The following is a 16,669-nucleotide window of genomic DNA, read 5'->3' as shown; positions in this document are numbered from 1 at the left end:
CTCGCCCCCTCTCCCATGCGTTTGATTCCGTGGACCTGAAAAGCGGCTATCCCTTCTGGGCGATCCGCAATGGCCTGATGCACGCGTTCCCGCGCCTGGAGCGCGATCTGCGCTGCGAGATCGTGGTGATCGGCGGCGGCATCAGCGGCGCTCTGATCGCCGACGAACTGGCCGCTCACGGTCACGAAGTCGCGGTGATCGAACAGCGCGATATCGGCTGGGGCAGCACCGCCGCCAGCACCGCGTTGCTGCAATACGAAATCGACACCCATCTGATCGACCTGTGCAAGCAATACGGCGAGGCCGACGGCGCTCTGGCCTATCGCGCCTGCGCCCAGGCGATCAACGATCTGGGCGAAGTCGCCCGCGGTCTGCGCGATGTCGACTTCCGCCGCAACGCGAGCCTGTACTACGCCAGCAAGCCCGGCCACATCCCGGTGCTGCGCGAGGAAGCCGCGCTGCGCAGCCGGCATGGCCTGGCCCTGCGCTGGCTGGACGCCGATGCGCTCGAGTCCGACTACGGCCTGCAGGCGCCCGGCGGCATCCTCAGCGAATGCGCGGCCTCGGTCGATCCCTATCGCATGGCTCAGCGCCTGCTCGCGCGGCTGCGACGCAACGGCGCGCAGGTGTTCGATCGCACCCAGGTGCAGAGCATGCGCGCGACTCAACGCTCGGTCGAACTGCGCACCGAGGACGGTCTGCGCGTGCGGGCCGAGCATGCGGTGATCTGCGCCGGCTACGCGTCGCAGAAGTGGATCGATCAGCGCCTGGCGCGCAACCGCAGCAGCTACGCCTTCGTCACCGATCCGCTGCACAAGGACGAACTGCAGGCGCTCGACACCACCATGGTGTGGGAATCGGCGCGGCCGTATCTGTACATGCGCAGCACCGGCGACGGCCGGCTGGTGGTCGGCGGTTGCGACGATGCGATCGACCTGCCGGCGCGGCGCGATCGCCGGGTCGAGTCGAAGGCGCAGGAACTGGTCAAGAAAGTCGGCAAGCGTTTCGCACGCTTGCAGTTGAAACCGGCGTTCGCCTGGGCCGGCACCTTCGCCGAGACCGCCGACGGCCTGCCGTGGTTCGGTCCGCATCAGCAACACGGCCCGCGCGTGCAGTTCGCGATGGCCTACGGCGGCAACGGCATCACCTACAGCATGATCGGCGCCGGCCTGGTGCGGGCGCGGATCGAGCGCCGCAAGCATCCACTGGCGCGGCTGTTTTCGTTCGAGCGCGGCGAACGCTGACGCGGTTGGCCCGCTGTTTCGGTCAGGCGCGAAACACCGCGGCGGTCTGGTTCAAAGCGTCGCGGCCAGGCGTCCTTGCAGGCCGCGCACGCCGCGGGTGAAATCGGCCACCGCCAGATCCAGATCGGTCACCGCTTCGCTTCGCAGTTGCGCCTCCAACTGCTGGCCGATCCGGGCCAATCCGACATCGAACAAGGCGACGCTGCCGACCGCGCGATGCACCGCGGCGGCCGCGGCCAGGCCGCTGCCGCTGGCGATCGCCTGATCGATCCGGGCCAGATCCTGTGGCAATTCGCGCAGCAGCACCGGCACCACCTGCTGCAGCCCCGGCGCGACCACCAGCGCAGGCGCGGCGGCGGACGCGGTCTCGTCCGACTCGTCGGCCGACTCGGCAGGCAGCCATCGCTGCAGGGTGTCGCGCAATTGCGACAGATGCACCGGCTTGATCAGATACGCGTCCATGCCCGCGGCGATGCATTGATCGACTTGCTCGGGCAAGGCGCTGGCGGTGATGGCGATGATCGGCAGGCGCGATGCGCCGCCGCGATCGCCGTGCTCGCCAGCGCTGCTCTCGCGAGCGCTGTTTTCGCGAGCACGAATCTCGCGGGTCAGGGCGTAGCCGTCGACCAGCGGCATCTGACAGTCGGTCAGCAGCAGGTCGTAGCGTTGCTTGCACAACGCGGTCAGCGCCGCGTTGCCGTCTTCGCACAGATCGCAGCCATAGCCCAGTTGCGCGAGTTGGCGGCGGATCAGTTCGCGATTGACCGCGTTGTCCTCGACCACCAGGATGCGCGCGGCGCGCGGCGCTTCGATCGCGGCGAGCGGCAGGCGGTCGCCATGGCCCTCGCCGGACGGATCGCGACACCAGGCGCAGGCGCGCACGACGTGCAGATGCAGCAGCGGATTGGCGTCGATGAGGTAATCCGCCACGGCCGCCGAATCCGGCTGGCGCACCACCCGCACCGTGTCGGCCGCTTCGCCGTCGACGAACAGCAGCTCGACCGCGTCGCCGGGTTCGACCGCCCGATTGCCCAGCGCCGCCAGTTGCTGCCGCAGCGCATCAGCGCGGCGCGGATCGCGCACCGCGACTGCGACCCGCAGCGGCGCCGGATCGCTGACGGGCAGTTCGGCCCGGCTCAGCGGCAGCGACGCGATCACCCGCGTGCCCTCGCCTTCGCGGCTGTCGATATGGATCGTGCCGCCCATCAACTCGACCAGGCTGCGGCAGATCGACAGGCCCAGGCCGGTGCCGCCGAAACGGCGCGAGGTCGAATCGTCGGCCTGATGGAATGGCTCGAACACGCGCGCGACCTGTTCGGCGCTCATGCCGATGCCGGTGTCGCCGATCTCGATGCGCAGCCGCGCCGGCGCAGCCGCGCCGCCGTCGTTTGTCGGCGATACGGCCTCGTCCAGCCCCATCGCCAGCCACACGCCGCCGTGCTCGGTGAACTTCACCGCGTTGCCGAGCAGGTTCAGCAGCACCTGCCGCAGCCGCATGGCGTCACCGAGGTAGCAACGCGCGACCGCGGCGTCGATATGCACGTCCAGGCGCAGGCCTTTCTTGCGGCAGGCCGACGCGGTGTGCATGGCGACCGCGTCGGCGAGCACGCGCGGTTGCAGCGGCGCGTGTTCCAGGCGCAGATGGCCGGCCTCGATCTTGGACACATCGAGAATGTCGTCGAGGATGTCCTGCAACGAGCGCGCAGAATCCTGCATATGCCCGAGCAGTACGCTCTGGTCCTCGTTCAAGTCGGACTGGCCCATCAGTTCGAGCATGCCGATCATGCCGCCCATCGGCGTGCGGATCTCGTGGCTCATGGTCGCCAGGAAATTGGATTTCGCCCGGGTCGCCGCTTCGGCCTGCTCCTTGGCCGCGGCCAGCGCCTCGGCCTGGGCATGGGCGTCGGTGATGTCGACGAAGTAGCCGGCGTAACTGGCCTGGCCTTCATCGTCGTCGGGTTGCGGACGTTGCGGCAGCGCGCTGACCCGCACCCAGCGGACCGACCCGTCGTCGGTGAGCACGCGAAAATCCGCGCTGATCTCGCCGCGGATCAGCGCGGCGTCGGTGATCGCGCGGCTCAGGCCGCGTCGATCGGCGGGATGGATGCGCGAGTAGATCAGCCGCTCCTCGGCGACGAGGCGCTCGGCGTCTACCCCGAACAACAGCTCCGGGCGGCCGGTCAGATAGGGAAAACGGATATGCCCGCTGGCGCTGCGCTGGGCCTTGAACACCACGCCGGGCAGATTGCCGGCGACTTCGCGCAGCTTGCGGTCGGCCAGTTCGCGACGGCGCGATTCCTGGCGCAGACGCAGGTAGAACGCGCTGATCGCCGCGATCGCCAGCAGCGAACCGGCCAAGATCAGGATCACGTTGGACCAGGCCAGGCCGTAGTTGTACTCGGCGCTGATCCAGTGAGTGTGGATACGCTGGCGCTCGGCCTCCGACAGGCCCGACAGTTGTCGGTCGATGATCGGAATCAGCGGCGCCAGGCGCTCGTCGACGACGAAGGCGATGTCTTCCTCCATGTCCGCCGGCGCGACCTGGAACGAGCGCGGGTCGAATTGGGTGTTGATGACCTGATCGATCACCGCCAGATTGCCCACGTGCGCGTCGACCTTGCCGGCCGCGACCAGCCGCAGGCCTTCGGCGTGGGTGGTCACACCGACCACGCGCGCGTCCGGCGCGGCCTTGAGCACCGCCGCGCCGATGCGATGGAGTTGATTCACCGCCACCCGTTTGCCGGCGAGGCTTCCCATGCCGATCGCGGCCGGGTTGTCGTGCCGGGTCACGATCACCGTGGGCATGCGATCGACCGGCTGGCTGTAGACCCAATGCTCGCCCGGCAGGCCGCCGATCGGCACCAGGGCGATGTCGGCGGTTCCGGTCAGCATCGCATTGGCCACGCTCTTGTAGCCGTTGCCGAAGACCGGTTCGAACTGCACCCCGAGGTGTTCCTCGATCATGTGGATGTAGTCCGGCAGGATGCCCTCGGCCTTGCCGTCGCCGTCGATCGTGCTGAGCGGCGCGGAATTGTCGGCGATCGCGATTCGCAGCTTGGGCTGCTTGCCCAGCCATTCGCGCTGGGCGTTGGTCAGGTTCGCGGTGCTGCTTTCGTCACGCGTATCCTCGCCCAGCCATTGCGTGCTCAGGCGCGCGATGCGTTCGGGATCGCGCTTGAGTTCGGCGTCGATCATGCGCAACAGCGGCAGTTGCGCATGCGGCGCGGTGAACAGCATCGAGATCACCGGCTCGCGTATCGCCGCCGGCAGCTGATCGGTGGCCAGGACGTTCAGATGCGGGTAGCGCTGATGCTCGAGGTGCCAGCGGATGATCGGCGGCGTGTCGAAGTACAGATCGGCCTTGCCCTCCTCGACCAGCCGCAGCGCTTCGCCGACGCTGCCGACTTCGATCAAATGGGCCTTGGGAAACCAGTCCGGCGCCTGCACCTGGATCTGCGACCCCTTGAGCACCGGGATGCGCATGCGCTTGAGGGTTTCGCTGTTGATCACCCGGGTATCGGCGCTGTGACGCACTGCGTACACCCCCAGTTGTAGGTAGGGATCGGTGTAGGCGATGCAGCGGGTGCGCGCGGTGGTCAGGGTCACGCTCATGGCCAGGTCGACCCGGCCATCGCACATCGCCCTGGCGATTTCCTCGACATTGGCCAGCGGCACGTACTTCAGCCGGATGCCCTTGGCGCTGAGGATCTCGCGGATCAGCGCCACGCTCATGCCCTGCGGCTTGCCCTGGTTGTAGTCGGCGTGCGGCATCGCGCCGTAGGTCGGCACGGCCAGGCGCACCACGCTCGGCAAGGTCGGCGCGCGTGGCGCGTCGGACGGACGTTGCGCGCTGGCGAGTGTCGCCGGGTTGACGGTGGTGACTGCTGTGTCCGGCGCGGGTGGATCCGACGGCGGAGCGGCAACGCTGGCCGCGTTCTCGACGCCGGGTTGCGAGACGGAATCGGGTGCATGCTGCGCTTCAAGCGGCGACAGCCCCAGGCACAGCAGGCACACCAGCGCGCAGGCCCAGCGGCGCCGCCACGCCGATGACGGGGCCGTCGCCATCCCGGCTTGCGGCGTCGCCGCCGAGGCCGCATCGATGTCTAGCGCGCGCGGCATCCCCGCCGGCTCAGGACACCAGGCCCATCGAACGGGCGTAATCGTAGATGTCCAGGTCGTTCTTCAAGCCGAGCTTGTCCATCGCATCGGTCTTCTGGCGGCTGATGGTCTGCTTGCTGCGATGCAGCTTGGCGGCGATTTCCGAGACCGAATTGCCGGCCACGAACAGGCGCAGCACCTCGGTTTCGCGCGGCGACAGCGCCTGGTGTTCCTCGCGTTCGCCGCCGCTGCCTTCCAGCGCGCCGCGCAGCGCTTCGCCGTAGTACTCGCGGCCCTGCATCACCGAGCGCACCACGTTCGGCAACTCGGTCGCCGCGGCGGCCTTGTCGAGCAGGCCGCGCACGCCGGCATCGGCGATCGCGCGCAGCACCGGCACGTTGCTGATCATGGTCAGCACGATCACCGGCAGATTGGGATAGCGGCGGCGGATCATGCTGATCAGGGTCAGCCCGTCGCCGGCGCGGCTGCCGGGCATCGAGAAATCGGTGATCAACAGATCCAACTGGGTTTCGGCCAGCAGGTTCAGCAGTTCGTCGGCATTGGCCGCTTCGGCCACCACTTTCCAGTCTTCGTTCAGACCCGAAGCGGTTTCGAGCAGCGCGCGCACGCCGGCGCGAACCACGGGATGATCGTCGGATAGGGCGATGCGCAGACTCATGCAAGGCTCACAGTGAATTCTCTTGACGGATGACCACCCACCGGATCGCCTGGTTTTCAGTTCGAAATCCCGATTCGGGGATTCGAAACGCCGACTCTGCGGCGACAGTCGTTGATCCGGTTGGCGCTGGTGACACGGTGCCTCGGTCCGACGCTTCCTCCGCTCCACCTGCGCGCCGCGCCTTCCCGGCCTGGACGACCGTGGCGATGGCGGGCAGTGTCGTGGCGCGCTGCGACTGCGGTGGCTTGCTCTATCGCCTGCCCGCCTGGATCGAATGTTGGCGGACTTATCTCACTCATCGTGGCTTGCGCATCAATCAGGACACCATCTGCGGACATTTGCGGCACATTGCGTAGAAGCCACAGGCATAGGCGTGGGCGGCGGCGATGAATGGGCAGATAGGGCGAAGTCCTGGAGCGGCCGGGTGGTGGCGGATCAACAGGGGTAATCGTGGATTTCGTCCGAAGGCGGACATCCATGACCGAAGATCGATACGGCGGTCGCTGTGCAGGCTCGTGGCGCGGGATTTATCCAGCGCGGGCTCGTGCGATCCCGCTCGGGTCGCATGCTGAATTCGCCGAAGTCCGGCGTGGCGGCGATGACGGTTCCATCGCCAAGGCCGACTGCTTATCGAACGGGTAAGGATCCGTCTGATTGGGCGATCCGATTCCCGTCATCGCCAGGCGCGGCGAGACCACGGCGTCATGCAAACAAACGGGCCGCATGCGCGGCCCGTTTTTTCTGCTTCTACGATGTCGGCTCGCCGCGACGGAACTTGCGTCCGTCGTGGCCGAAGCTCGCGATCAAGTCACGAACGAACCGGAACCAGGGTGATCTCGACGCGGCGATTCTGCGCGCGGCCGGCATCGGTGTCGTTGCTCGCGATCGGACGGGTCTTGCCGGCGCCGGTCAGGATGAAACGGTCGCGCACCAGGCCCTTGGACATCAGGTAATTGCCGACGCTCGCCGCGCGCTGTTCGGACAGGCGCTGATTGACAGCGTCGGTACCGATGCTGTCGGTGTGGCCGGCGACTTCGACGATGGTCTGGTTGTACTCGGTCAGGGTGCTGGCGACGTTGTCGAGCACGCCGTAGAACTGCGGGTCGAGGTTGGCGCTGTTGAAGGCGAAGGTGATGTTGCTGGGCATGTTCAGGGTGATGTTGTCGCCCTGGCGGACCACGTCGACGCCGGTGCCGGCCATGCGATCGCGCAAGGCGCGTTCCTGACGGTCCTGGTAGTTGCCGATCGCGCCGCCGGCTAGGCCGCCGACGCCGGCGCCGATCAGGGCGCGCTGGCGGCGTTCGGTCGCGTCGTCGCCGCTGAGCAGACCGGCCGCGACGCCGGCGAGCGCGCCGATCAGGGCGCCCTTCTGGGTGCGGTTCATGCCGCCCTGCTGCTGCGGCGGGTTCTGGCCCTGCGGGTACTGATTATTGGGGTAAGGCTGCTGCTGGCCGCCGTAGTAGCCGCCACCGCCGGTGGCGCAGCCGGCGAGCAGCGCGGTCATGGTGGCGGCCGCAAGCGCGAGCTTGAATTGGGTCTTCATGGGGAATCCTCGTCTGTGTGGCGGAGCGCCCACAAGCTAATCACGTCGCCGTGGGGGACGAGTGACGAGGCCGCTTCCCTGTTCAGGCGACGGCAGGCGTAAACCGTTTTCAGGTGCCAGGAAGGGCGTGGGCGTTGTGCGGGCGCCAGCAACGGCGTGGATCAGCGGCGTCGTATGTCGCCACGTTCCGTACGCCCTGCCCGCACGCTGACACCGCGCGAAGACGGTTCAGTCGCCAAAGTCGACCGGCGACACAGCTTGAGCGTCGCCGGTTGCTTTCAACGCTGCTTTCAAGCCTCAGGCGATCAACGCATCCGCCGCGTCGGCATCCAGAGTCACGTCCCAATTGCCCATCAGCGCCAAGTACAGCAGCTTGTCGAACTCGGCGCCGAAGCGGCTGATGACTTCGTCCGGGTCCGGGATCAGCTTGGCGTCGGCGATCAGGCCGAAGTGGACCCGGCCGTTGTAGCTCAAGATCGAGATGCCCACGCCGATCGAACCGGTCTGCGGTACCCAGAACATCATTTCGTCCAGGCGGCTGCCGGCCATGTACAGCGGTTGCTGCGGACCGGGCACGTTGGTCGCCACCGCCGTGGCCTTGCGGCTGAACAGCTCCAGCGCCAGCCCCTGGACCTGCGCCGGGGCCATGCCGAGCGCGGCTAAAAGTCCAAATGCGACAATGGCTTGGCGAGAATTCTTGAGATTGTTCATGCACTCGGCGACGCGTTCGACCCGACGGATCGGATTGCTCTCGCCGACCGGCAGGTCCAGGAACACCAGGCCGAAGTGGTTGCCGAGCTTGCGCGCGTGTTCGAGCGGTCGCAGGTTGACCGGCACGGTCGCGCGCAGGGTCAGCCCGTCGACCTGATCGCCGCGTTCGATCATGTAGCTGCGCAGCGCGCCGGCCGCGGTCGCCATCAGCACGTCGTTGACGGTGCAATCGCAGGCGCGTCCGACCGCCTTGACCTCTTCCAGATTCAGCGGCTCGGCCCAGGCCACGCGCTTGCTGACCCCGAGCTTGCCGCGCAGCATCGACGGCGGATCGTCCGACAGCGACAGCGCATGCAACAGCTCGCGCGCGATCTCGCCGCCCTCCTTCGCCAGCATCGCGGCCAGGGTCGGGTCGCGGTACATCTCCATGCCCTTTTCGATCGCGCGGCTGCCGAGCTTCATGTAGCGATCGACCGCGCCCACGCGCCGGGCCACGTCGGCGCCGTCCTGCTTGAGCCAGGCATGGGCCAGATCGCTGCCCTTGGCCGGTTGCGCGGTGGTATCGGTCAGCGACAGCAGCACCTGCACCAGGGCGATGCCGTCGGCGTAGCTGTGATGGATGCGCGCGACCAGCGCCGAACCGCCGTTGTAGCGTTCGACCAGATGGAACTGCCACAGCGGCCGGCTGGCATCGAGCGGACTCGACGCGAGTTGGCTCACGAAACGTTCCAGCGCGCGCTTGCCGCCGCGCCCCGGCAACGCCGTGTGCTGGACATGCCAGTCCAGTTCGAAATCCTCGTCGGTCTGCCAGTACGCGCCGGCCGCGGTGTCGACCGCCTTCTGGCGAAAGCGCGAATAGGCGAGGAAACGTTGCTTGACCACGCGCTTGAGCGCATCGACCGACATCGGCTCGGCGAACATCAACACGCCGGTGATCATCATCGGATTGGTCGGACGTTCCATCCGCAGCCAGGCCGTATCGACCCGCGACATCGCTTCGCGGCGCGCGCGCTTGCGCGATGGTGCTTCCGAACCGGCGTTTTCTGCAGTGGCCATGCGCCCTCCCAAGCGAGTCCGGCGAGTGAATCACGCGCTTGTTGGCGACGTCAACGCGAACAGCCGGGATTCGGGATTGGAGATTAGGGATTCGCAAAAGCCGACGCCGCGCAACCCGCTTTTGCCAATCCCCAATCCCGAATCCCTAATCCCGCATCTTGCGATACGCCGCCAACGCCGCATCGCGCCCGGCCGCCAGATCGACCAGCGGTTGCGGCGGATAGTCGGGGGCCACGCGCTGCAAGGTGCGCGGTTCGCGCCACGGCGCGTGCCGCAGCGGCGCGGGCAATGGCGCCAGTTCCGGCACCCAACGGGCGATGTATTCGCCGTCGGGGTCGAATTTTTCGGCCTGGGTCACCGGGTTGAACACGCGGAAATACGGCGCGGCGTCGGCGCCGGTGCCGGCCACCCACTGCCAGCCCAGGGTGTTGCTGGCGAGGTCGGCGTCGACCAGGGTGTCCCAGAACCAGCGCGCGCCATGACGCCAGTGATAACGCAGGTGCTTGGTCAGATAACTGGCGACGATCATGCGCACGCGGTTGTGCATCCAGCCGGTGGCCCACAACTCGCGCAGGCCGGCGTCGACGATCGGCACGCCGGTGCGGCCTTGCTGCCAGGCTTCGAGCTTCGGCTCCGACACCTTGGCCCAGTCGAAATCGATGAAGCGCGGGTTGAAGTTCTGTTCCGGGGTGTCTGGAAAATGGTGCAGCAGGTGATGGGCGAATTCGCGCCAGCCCAGTTCGCGCACCGCCGAGTCGACATCGCCGGCATTGGCCGCGGTGCGGTGCTCGCGCAGCACCGCGGCCGCGCGCCACGGCGCGATCTCGCCGAAATGCAGGTGCGGCGACAGGCGCGAGGTGCCGACCCGGTCGGGCCGGTCGCGTTGTTCGCCATAGCCGCGCAAGGCGCCGTCGACGAAGACCTCGAGCGCGGCGTGCGCGCCGGCTTCGCCGGGTGTCCACTCATGCCAGAACCCGTCGGCCCAATCGCGCCGCGGCGACAGGCGCAGCGCCGTCAGCGGCACGCCCTCGGGCCCTTCGCGCGTACTCGGCAGCGAGGCCGGCGGGTCCCACAGCGGCTCGTCCTTCCAGTTCGCCAGCGCGCTGCGCCAGAACGGGGTGAACACCTTGAACGGACCGCCCTGCTTGGTGCGCAAGGTCCACGGTTCGAACATCAGCGCGCTGTTGAAGCTCTCGACCTCCAGGTCCATCCGCCGCAACGCCTGCTTGATCCTGGTGTCGCGCTTTTCGATGTAGGGCTCGTAGCGGCGGTTCCAGAACACCGCCTTGGCGTCGGTCGCGAGCACCAGCGATTGCAGCGTGGCCAGGCTCGGGCCGAAGAAACGGCGCAGGTGCGAGCCGCGTTCGCGCAGTTCGCGATCGAGCGCGTCGAGCGAGCGATGGCGCCAGGCATCGGAGGCGGCGCCGGGGCGCCAGTTGCCGTGCTCGTCGGGCGCGTGGATGTAGATCGGAACCGGGATATAGCCCGCGTCCAGCGCGGCGCGCAGGGCCGGGTTGTCGCGCAGGCGCAGGTCGTTGCGGAACCAGACCAAGGCGATGGCGTTGGTATCGGGCATCGCGACGACCGTGACGGAAGAGACCGGCAGTATGCCGTGTCGTCGGCGCGCGTGGTCGTGACGCGCTATCGCGGCGATGTGGGCGCTGGTCCGGGTCGTGCCGCCCTCGCCCGCCCCGCCCTCTCGTCGAACCCCTCTCCCCGCGAAGGGAGAGGGGCTGAAGCTACGACGGGTCGGTTACTGCGACTGCAACTCGGCGATCGCGGCCGGGATCCGCACCAGCCCCCAGCCGGTGTTGTTGTCGCGGCCCGCCGCGTCGATGTCGAGCGCGGTGGTTTCCAGCGCCTCGAGCACCTGCTGCGCGGTCGCGGCCGGCTTGCTGCTCCACACCACCGCGGCCGCGCCGGCCACGTGCGGGGTCGCCATCGAGGTGCCGCTCTTGTTCTCGTAGGCCACGTTGCTGACCGACGGGGTGGCGTCGACGGTAGCGGTCTGCCCGGCCAGGCTGGCGATGATGGTCTCGCCGTCGGCCTTGCTGATGCCGACGGCCGGCAGGGTGTTGGTCACCGGCTGCGGCGGGGTGGCGGTGTTGTAGAACCCGGCCAGCAAGGGGCCGTCGACGTTGTTGTAGACCACCATGGCCAGGCCGCCGCCGGTTTTGACCCGGGTGACCTTGTCGTTGAAGCTGTTGGTACCGCGCTGGCACAGCACGACCTTGTTGCGCCACGCCGACGAAGAGGCCGTGCACAAGCCGCCGTTGACCCAGCCCGCGCTGGCGGTGGTCTGCCTGGCGCCGGAGATCGGATTGGCCGCGAACTGGCTGTTGCCGACGACCAGCGGATCGTTGGCCAGCGGCGTGGTGCTGAGGGTGTCCACGCCCGGGCCGGACAGTTCGACCTCGGCATTGAACTGCGAGAAGCTGGCCTTGACGTTGTTCTGGTCGACCGCGGCCACCGAGACCACGCTCGGGTAAGAGGCCGGATAGCTCAGGGTCGCGTTGCCGTCGTTGCCGGCCGCGGCGATGCTGAGCACGCCGTTGTTGGCCAGGGTCTGGAACGCGTTGCGTTCGGTGGTGGAGCTGTTCGCGCCGCCCAGACTCATGTTGATGACCTTGGCGCCGGCGCTGGCGCAGCGCTGCGCCGCGTCGACCAGGGTCGAGCTGTAAGTCCACGAGCACTGGCCGTGGCCGCTGCCGTTGTAGCCGTTGCTGCCGAAGATCTTGATGATGTGCAGCGACACCTTGCCCGGGCTGACGCCGACCACGCCGGTGGCGTTGTTGGCCGCGGCGATGGTGCCGGCGACATGGGTGCCGTGGCCGCAGGTGTCGGTGTTCCAGCCGGTCGGGTAACCGGTCAGGGCGACGCCGGCGAAATCCTCGTGGGTGGAGTTGATGCCCGAGTCGATCACGCAGACCTTGATGCCGGCGCCGGTCGCCGCGCCCGCGTCGATCACGCCGTCACGATTGACGTCCCACGCGTCGCGCGCCTGGACCTGGTCGATGCCGTAGGGAACGCTCTGCGCCATTGGATAGCGCGGGTAGTCGATCTCGACCGATTCGACATCGGGATTGGCGCGCAAGGCCTTGATCGCGTCGGCCGACGGCAGGGTCAGCACCGCGGCATTGAGCTTGTCGAACTGGAAATTCACCGCCGCATCGCCGGCCTTCAATGCGGTCAACTTGGCGCGCAGCGCGCTCACCCGCTGCTGCAGGCTGAGCGGAACCGCGCCCGCGCTCTTGCCCAGGGCGCCGGCCGCGGCGGTGTTGTTCTGCTTGAACTTGACCCACACGCGGTTCGGATTGGGCTGTTCCTGCGCCATCGACGTCGCCGACGACACCATCGCGGCCAGACCCAGGCCCAGCGCGCATACCAACTTGCTCTGCTTCATCGATCCCCCTGCTTGCAACCATGGGCCGGACTCCGGGCGGAGCGGCCGCCGGCGCGCATCGCGCGCGCCCGACATGGGTGCAAACGGGTCGATAGCTGTGCATCCCTACCCAGAAATCGTCTTTTCAGACCAATCCGAGCACCACGATGCACAAAAGATGGACGTGATGCACAGAACACGCACGTATTGCAGGTATCGACCGCGGCTTGTCCGCTGCAGGCCGAACGCGGATGCAATAACCGCAACGTCCGGCCGGCTCAGCTCTCGACGAAACGGACCCGCCGGGTGATCGAGCAGGTCAGCTCGTAACCGATCGTGCCGCTGACCTGGGCGATCCGTTCGACCGGCAGCTCCGGCCCCCACAGCAGCACCGGGTCGCCGACCTTGGCCAGCGGAATGCCGCGCAGGTCGATGGTCATCAGGTCCATCGAGACCCGGCCGATGACCTGGGTGTCGTGCCCGGCCACGCGCACCGGCGTGCCCGAGGGCGCAGCGCGCGGGTAGCCGTCGCCGTAACCGATCGCGGCCACGCCGATCAGCATGTCTTCGGGGCATTCCCAGGTCGCCGCATAGCCGACGCGTTCGCCCTTGCGGACCGCGTTGACCGCGATCAACCGGGTCGACAGGGTCATCGCCGGGCGCAGGCCGAAGTCCTCGCCGTTGCGGCCTTCGACCGCGCTGATCCCGTACAGCAGGCCGCCCGGACGGATCCAATCGGCATGCGCGTCCGGCCAACCGAGCACCGCGGCCGAATTGGCCAGCGAGCGCGCGCCGCTCAGGCCTTCGATCGCGGCGGCGAATTCGCGCTGCTGTTCGCGGGTCTGGCGGTTGCCCGGCGAGTCGCCATCGAATTCGTCGGAGCTGGCGAAATGGTTCATCAGCACGATGCCGTCGGCGACGCTGGCCGCCGCGCTCAGCCGCGCGTGCGCTTCGTGCACGTGTTCGGGCGCGAAGCCAAGCCGGTGCATGCCGGTGTCGACCTTGAGCCAGCAGCGGATCGGATCGCCGTCGCCGGCCTGTTCGAGCATCTCGACCTGGCTGATGTGGTGGACCACGGTTTCGACCCCGAGCCGACGCAGTTGCGGCAGATCGTCGGCTTCGTCGAAGCCCGACAGCAGCACGATCGGCTGCGACAGCCCGGCCGCGCGCAGGCGGTCGGCGTCGGACAGCGCGGCCACGCCGAAGGCATCGGCGCCTTCGAGCGCGCGCGCGACACGTTCGAGCCCGTGGCCGTAGCCGTCGGCCTTGACCACCGCCATCACCCGGCTTTGGGGGGCGAGCGCGCGGGCCTGGGCGAGGTTGTGACGCAGGGCGTCGGTGTGAATGAGTGCGGAAGTCGGTCGTGCCATGGCGCACATTCTAGCGAGACGGCTTCGCGCGCCGATGAGGCGAATGTGAAGTGCGGGGATTGGGGATTCGAGATACGGGATTCGGCAAAGCCGAAGCCACTAGCCATCCGCAATCCTGTCCCATAACGAAATCGGGACCGGCTTGCGCCGATCCCGAATCTCGAATCCCGAATCTCAAATCCCGGCTTCAATCGCAACGGCGCTCGATCACGGTCTCGGTCTTGTTCTGCTGGTTTTCCTGGATCTTGCGACCGGCGAACGCACCGCCGACCGCGCCGGCCGCGGTGGCCAGCTTCTTGCCGTTGCCGCCGCCGACCTGATTGCCGAGCAGACCACCCGCGACCGCGCCGATCGCGGTGCCGGCGATCTTGTGCTGGTCCTTGACCTGCTTGGGACGCTGCACTTCGACGTCGTAGCAGCGCGGCGTCTTCGACTTGGAGGACTTGCTCTGCGCGGTAGCGGCGCCGGTCACCATGACGCAGGACATCAGCGCGGCGGCGATCACGGTTTTCAGTTGGGTGTTCATGGACTCACCGATTGGGTTATGGGCAACGGTCACCATGCGCCGCGGCTCGTCACGAGAACGTCAAACCCCGTGCCGGGCGCCGCGGGCATTGCCGAGCGATCAGGCTAGTCCGCTACAGCTGAACGGGCGCATGTGCGCGCCTGCGGTCGCTAAATCGGCGAGGTGGAGCGTGCGCGGCGTCAAGGATCGCGGGGATCGGTGGCGAATTGGCAGCGATGGGACTGTCTCGCGGCCGCATCGATGCGCGAAGGCACGGGCTGATTGCGCGGAGCCTTTGCACGACGCACTTTCGCGATCAATCGACGTTGCACAGCGACGCGGACCACGGCATCGGCGCGACGATGGACGTGGATAGTGTCTGCAACTCTGTTCGGTATTCGTCAACCTGCACTTACTGATCGGCAGCGGCGGGCCGACGCCGCTGTCGGCGTTTGCCGCTTGCCTTGCCACAGGCAAGATGAGTCCCCTCGCCCACGCACGCACCCGAGCATCGCGGCCCGAGCGCGGTCCGCATTCTGCGCAATCGGTCGCTCACATCGGCGCGAACACACCCGCATTATGGAAGGCCCGATAACGGCCAGCTCGATGGAGCGATCATGTCGACTTATGACGTCGTAGTAGCAGGCAACGGAGTGCTCGGCATGGCGACCGCGCGCGCCTTGCAATTGCGCGACCCGCGCTTGCGGGTGGCGGTGATCGGCCCGGCCGCGCGCGGTGGCGCGGCCTCGGCGGCCGCGGGCGCGATGATGGGCTGCTACGGCGAAGTCACCGCGCAGTTGCTGCGCACCGATGCGGGCCGGGCCAAGCTGGCGAAAGGCAAGCTCGCGACGCGGCATTGGCCGGACTGGCTGGAAGGCATCAACGCCGAACTGGCCGAAACCGAACGGGTGTCGATGACGCCAGGCACGGTGGTCTTCAGCAATGCCAAGTCCGGCACCATCGAAGACGAAAACTATGCCGCCATCCAGCAGGCCCTGCGCGAAAGCGGCGAGGCCTGGGAAGAACTCGATCCTAATCGCATCCCCGGCCTGAACCCGGCGGAGGATTGCCGCCCCTCGCGCGCGCTGTTCCTGCCCGGTGAAGGCTCGATTGACGCCGCCAGGCTGCTGCAGGCGATGACCACGCTGATCGAGCGCTCGGCGAACTTGAGTTTCGTCGACGCCACGGTGAAGGCGCTCGACATTCAGGGCGGTCAGATCAAAGGCGTGCGGCTTCAAGACGGCAGCGTGGTGCCGGCCCCGCAGGTGGTGCTGGCGGCCGGCGTGTGGACCCAGACGATTCTCGACGCGCACCCCGAGCTGGCGCGGCGCATCCCGCGCCTGTTCTCCGGCGGCGGAACCTCGCTGGTGCTGGAAACCGCGACGGCGACCGCGCAGCAACACGTATTGCGCACGCCCAACCGCGCCTTCGCCTGCGGGCTGCACGCGGTGCCGCGCGGCGGCCGTCAGCTCTACATCGGCGCGACCAATACCTTGTTCGCGCAACCGATGCTGCGCACCTCGCCCGCCGATATGTTCTTCCTGCTCGAATGCGCGCTGGATCAACTCGATCAGGACCTGTGCGCGGCGCAACTGGTGACCTGGCAGGCGGGCAATCGGCCGGTCGCGGTCGACACCTGCCCGCTGATCGGCCCGACCTCGGTCGACGGTCTATGGATGCTGACCGGCACCTACCGCGACGGCTTGTTCCTGTCGCCGTTGCTCGCCCAGCACATGGCCGACCGCGTCTGCGGCGGCACGGGACTGTTCGAGGAAACCTTCCGACCCGAGCGCAAGCCGATCCGCCTGTATACCCAGGAACAGGCCCGCGCCGAGGCGCTCAAGCACTACCTCGCGATGGGTTCGGAACACGGCATCCGGCTACCCCGAGTCGGCTGGCATCAGGCGTTTCCGCGTTTCTACGAGCAGATGCTCAACGGCCTGTACGAAGACCTGGGCGAGGACGAGTATGTGTTGCCGCCGGAGCTGCTGGCGATCGTCGCCAGCGATCGCGCGAGGATGGTTCCGTTCTTCCGCGACTACTACGCACAGGTTCGCCAGGCCTGGGCCTGACAACGCCTC

General features: G+C 67.7%; 10 protein-coding genes. 2 read left to right on the top strand and 8 right to left on the bottom strand.

The annotated features are described in order from the left end of the window. Positions 1-29: 29 nt before the first annotated feature. Positions 30-1,244: an NAD(P)/FAD-dependent oxidoreductase gene (locus AC3A4T_RS08900; protein ID WP_487675050.1), complete on the top strand. Its 1,215-nt coding sequence runs from the start codon at positions 30-32 to the stop codon at positions 1,242-1,244. A gap of 51 nt (positions 1,245-1,295) precedes the next feature. Here AC3A4T_RS08900 and AC3A4T_RS08895 read toward each other — a convergent pair whose 3' ends face one another. The 8 genes from AC3A4T_RS08895 to AC3A4T_RS08860 form a co-directional block, all read right to left on the bottom strand. Then, on the bottom strand, positions 1,296-5,363 hold the full coding sequence (locus AC3A4T_RS08895) for an ATP-binding protein (RefSeq protein ID WP_487675049.1): 4,068 nt from the start codon (positions 5,361-5,363) through the stop codon (positions 1,296-1,298). A gap of 10 nt (positions 5,364-5,373) precedes the next feature. Next, positions 5,374-6,021 carry a response regulator gene (locus AC3A4T_RS08890; protein WP_487675048.1) on the bottom strand — a complete coding sequence of 216 codons (648 nt, stop codon included), beginning with the start codon at positions 6,019-6,021 and terminating at the stop codon, positions 5,374-5,376. Between the two features lie 808 nt (positions 6,022-6,829). Continuing rightward, positions 6,830-7,564 (bottom strand): YiaD family glycine zipper/OmpA-like lipoprotein, encoded by a 735-nt coding sequence (locus tag AC3A4T_RS08885; RefSeq protein WP_487675047.1) that lies wholly within the window; start codon positions 7,562-7,564, stop codon positions 6,830-6,832. 297 nt (positions 7,565-7,861) lie between these two features. Further along, positions 7,862-9,331, bottom strand: coding sequence for a WS/DGAT/MGAT family O-acyltransferase (locus AC3A4T_RS08880; protein ID WP_056114135.1), 1,470 nt, complete (start codon positions 9,329-9,331; stop codon positions 7,862-7,864). A gap of 145 nt (positions 9,332-9,476) precedes the next feature. Beyond that, positions 9,477-10,907, bottom strand: a complete 1,431-nt coding sequence (locus AC3A4T_RS08875; protein WP_487675046.1) for a cryptochrome/photolyase family protein — start codon at positions 10,905-10,907, stop codon at positions 9,477-9,479. A 177-nt stretch (positions 10,908-11,084) separates the two neighbouring features. Further along, positions 11,085-12,734 carry a S8 family serine peptidase gene (locus tag AC3A4T_RS08870; protein ID WP_487675045.1) on the bottom strand — a complete coding sequence of 550 codons (1,650 nt, stop codon included), beginning with the start codon at positions 12,732-12,734 and terminating at the stop codon, positions 11,085-11,087. A gap of 257 nt (positions 12,735-12,991) precedes the next feature. Beyond that, entirely contained in the window at positions 12,992-14,083 is a 1,092-nt protein-coding gene (alr, locus tag AC3A4T_RS08865; protein ID WP_487675044.1) for an alanine racemase, read from the bottom strand. A gap of 187 nt (positions 14,084-14,270) precedes the next feature. Further along, a complete protein-coding gene (locus AC3A4T_RS08860) occupies positions 14,271-14,609 on the bottom strand; it encodes a glycine zipper 2TM domain-containing protein (RefSeq protein WP_487675043.1) in 339 nt (112 codons plus the stop codon). A gap of 596 nt (positions 14,610-15,205) precedes the next feature. Between AC3A4T_RS08860 and AC3A4T_RS08855 the strand changes: the two genes are divergently transcribed. Further along, positions 15,206-16,660, top strand: a complete 1,455-nt coding sequence (locus tag AC3A4T_RS08855) for an NAD(P)/FAD-dependent oxidoreductase (protein ID WP_487675042.1) — start codon at positions 15,206-15,208, stop codon at positions 16,658-16,660. Positions 16,661-16,669 lie beyond the last annotated feature (9 nt).

This window comes from Lysobacter sp. Soil_N_51, from assembly GCF_057655755.1.
The sequence above is the reverse complement of the archived record's forward strand: the minus strand, read 5'-3'. Positions and strand labels throughout refer to the sequence as shown.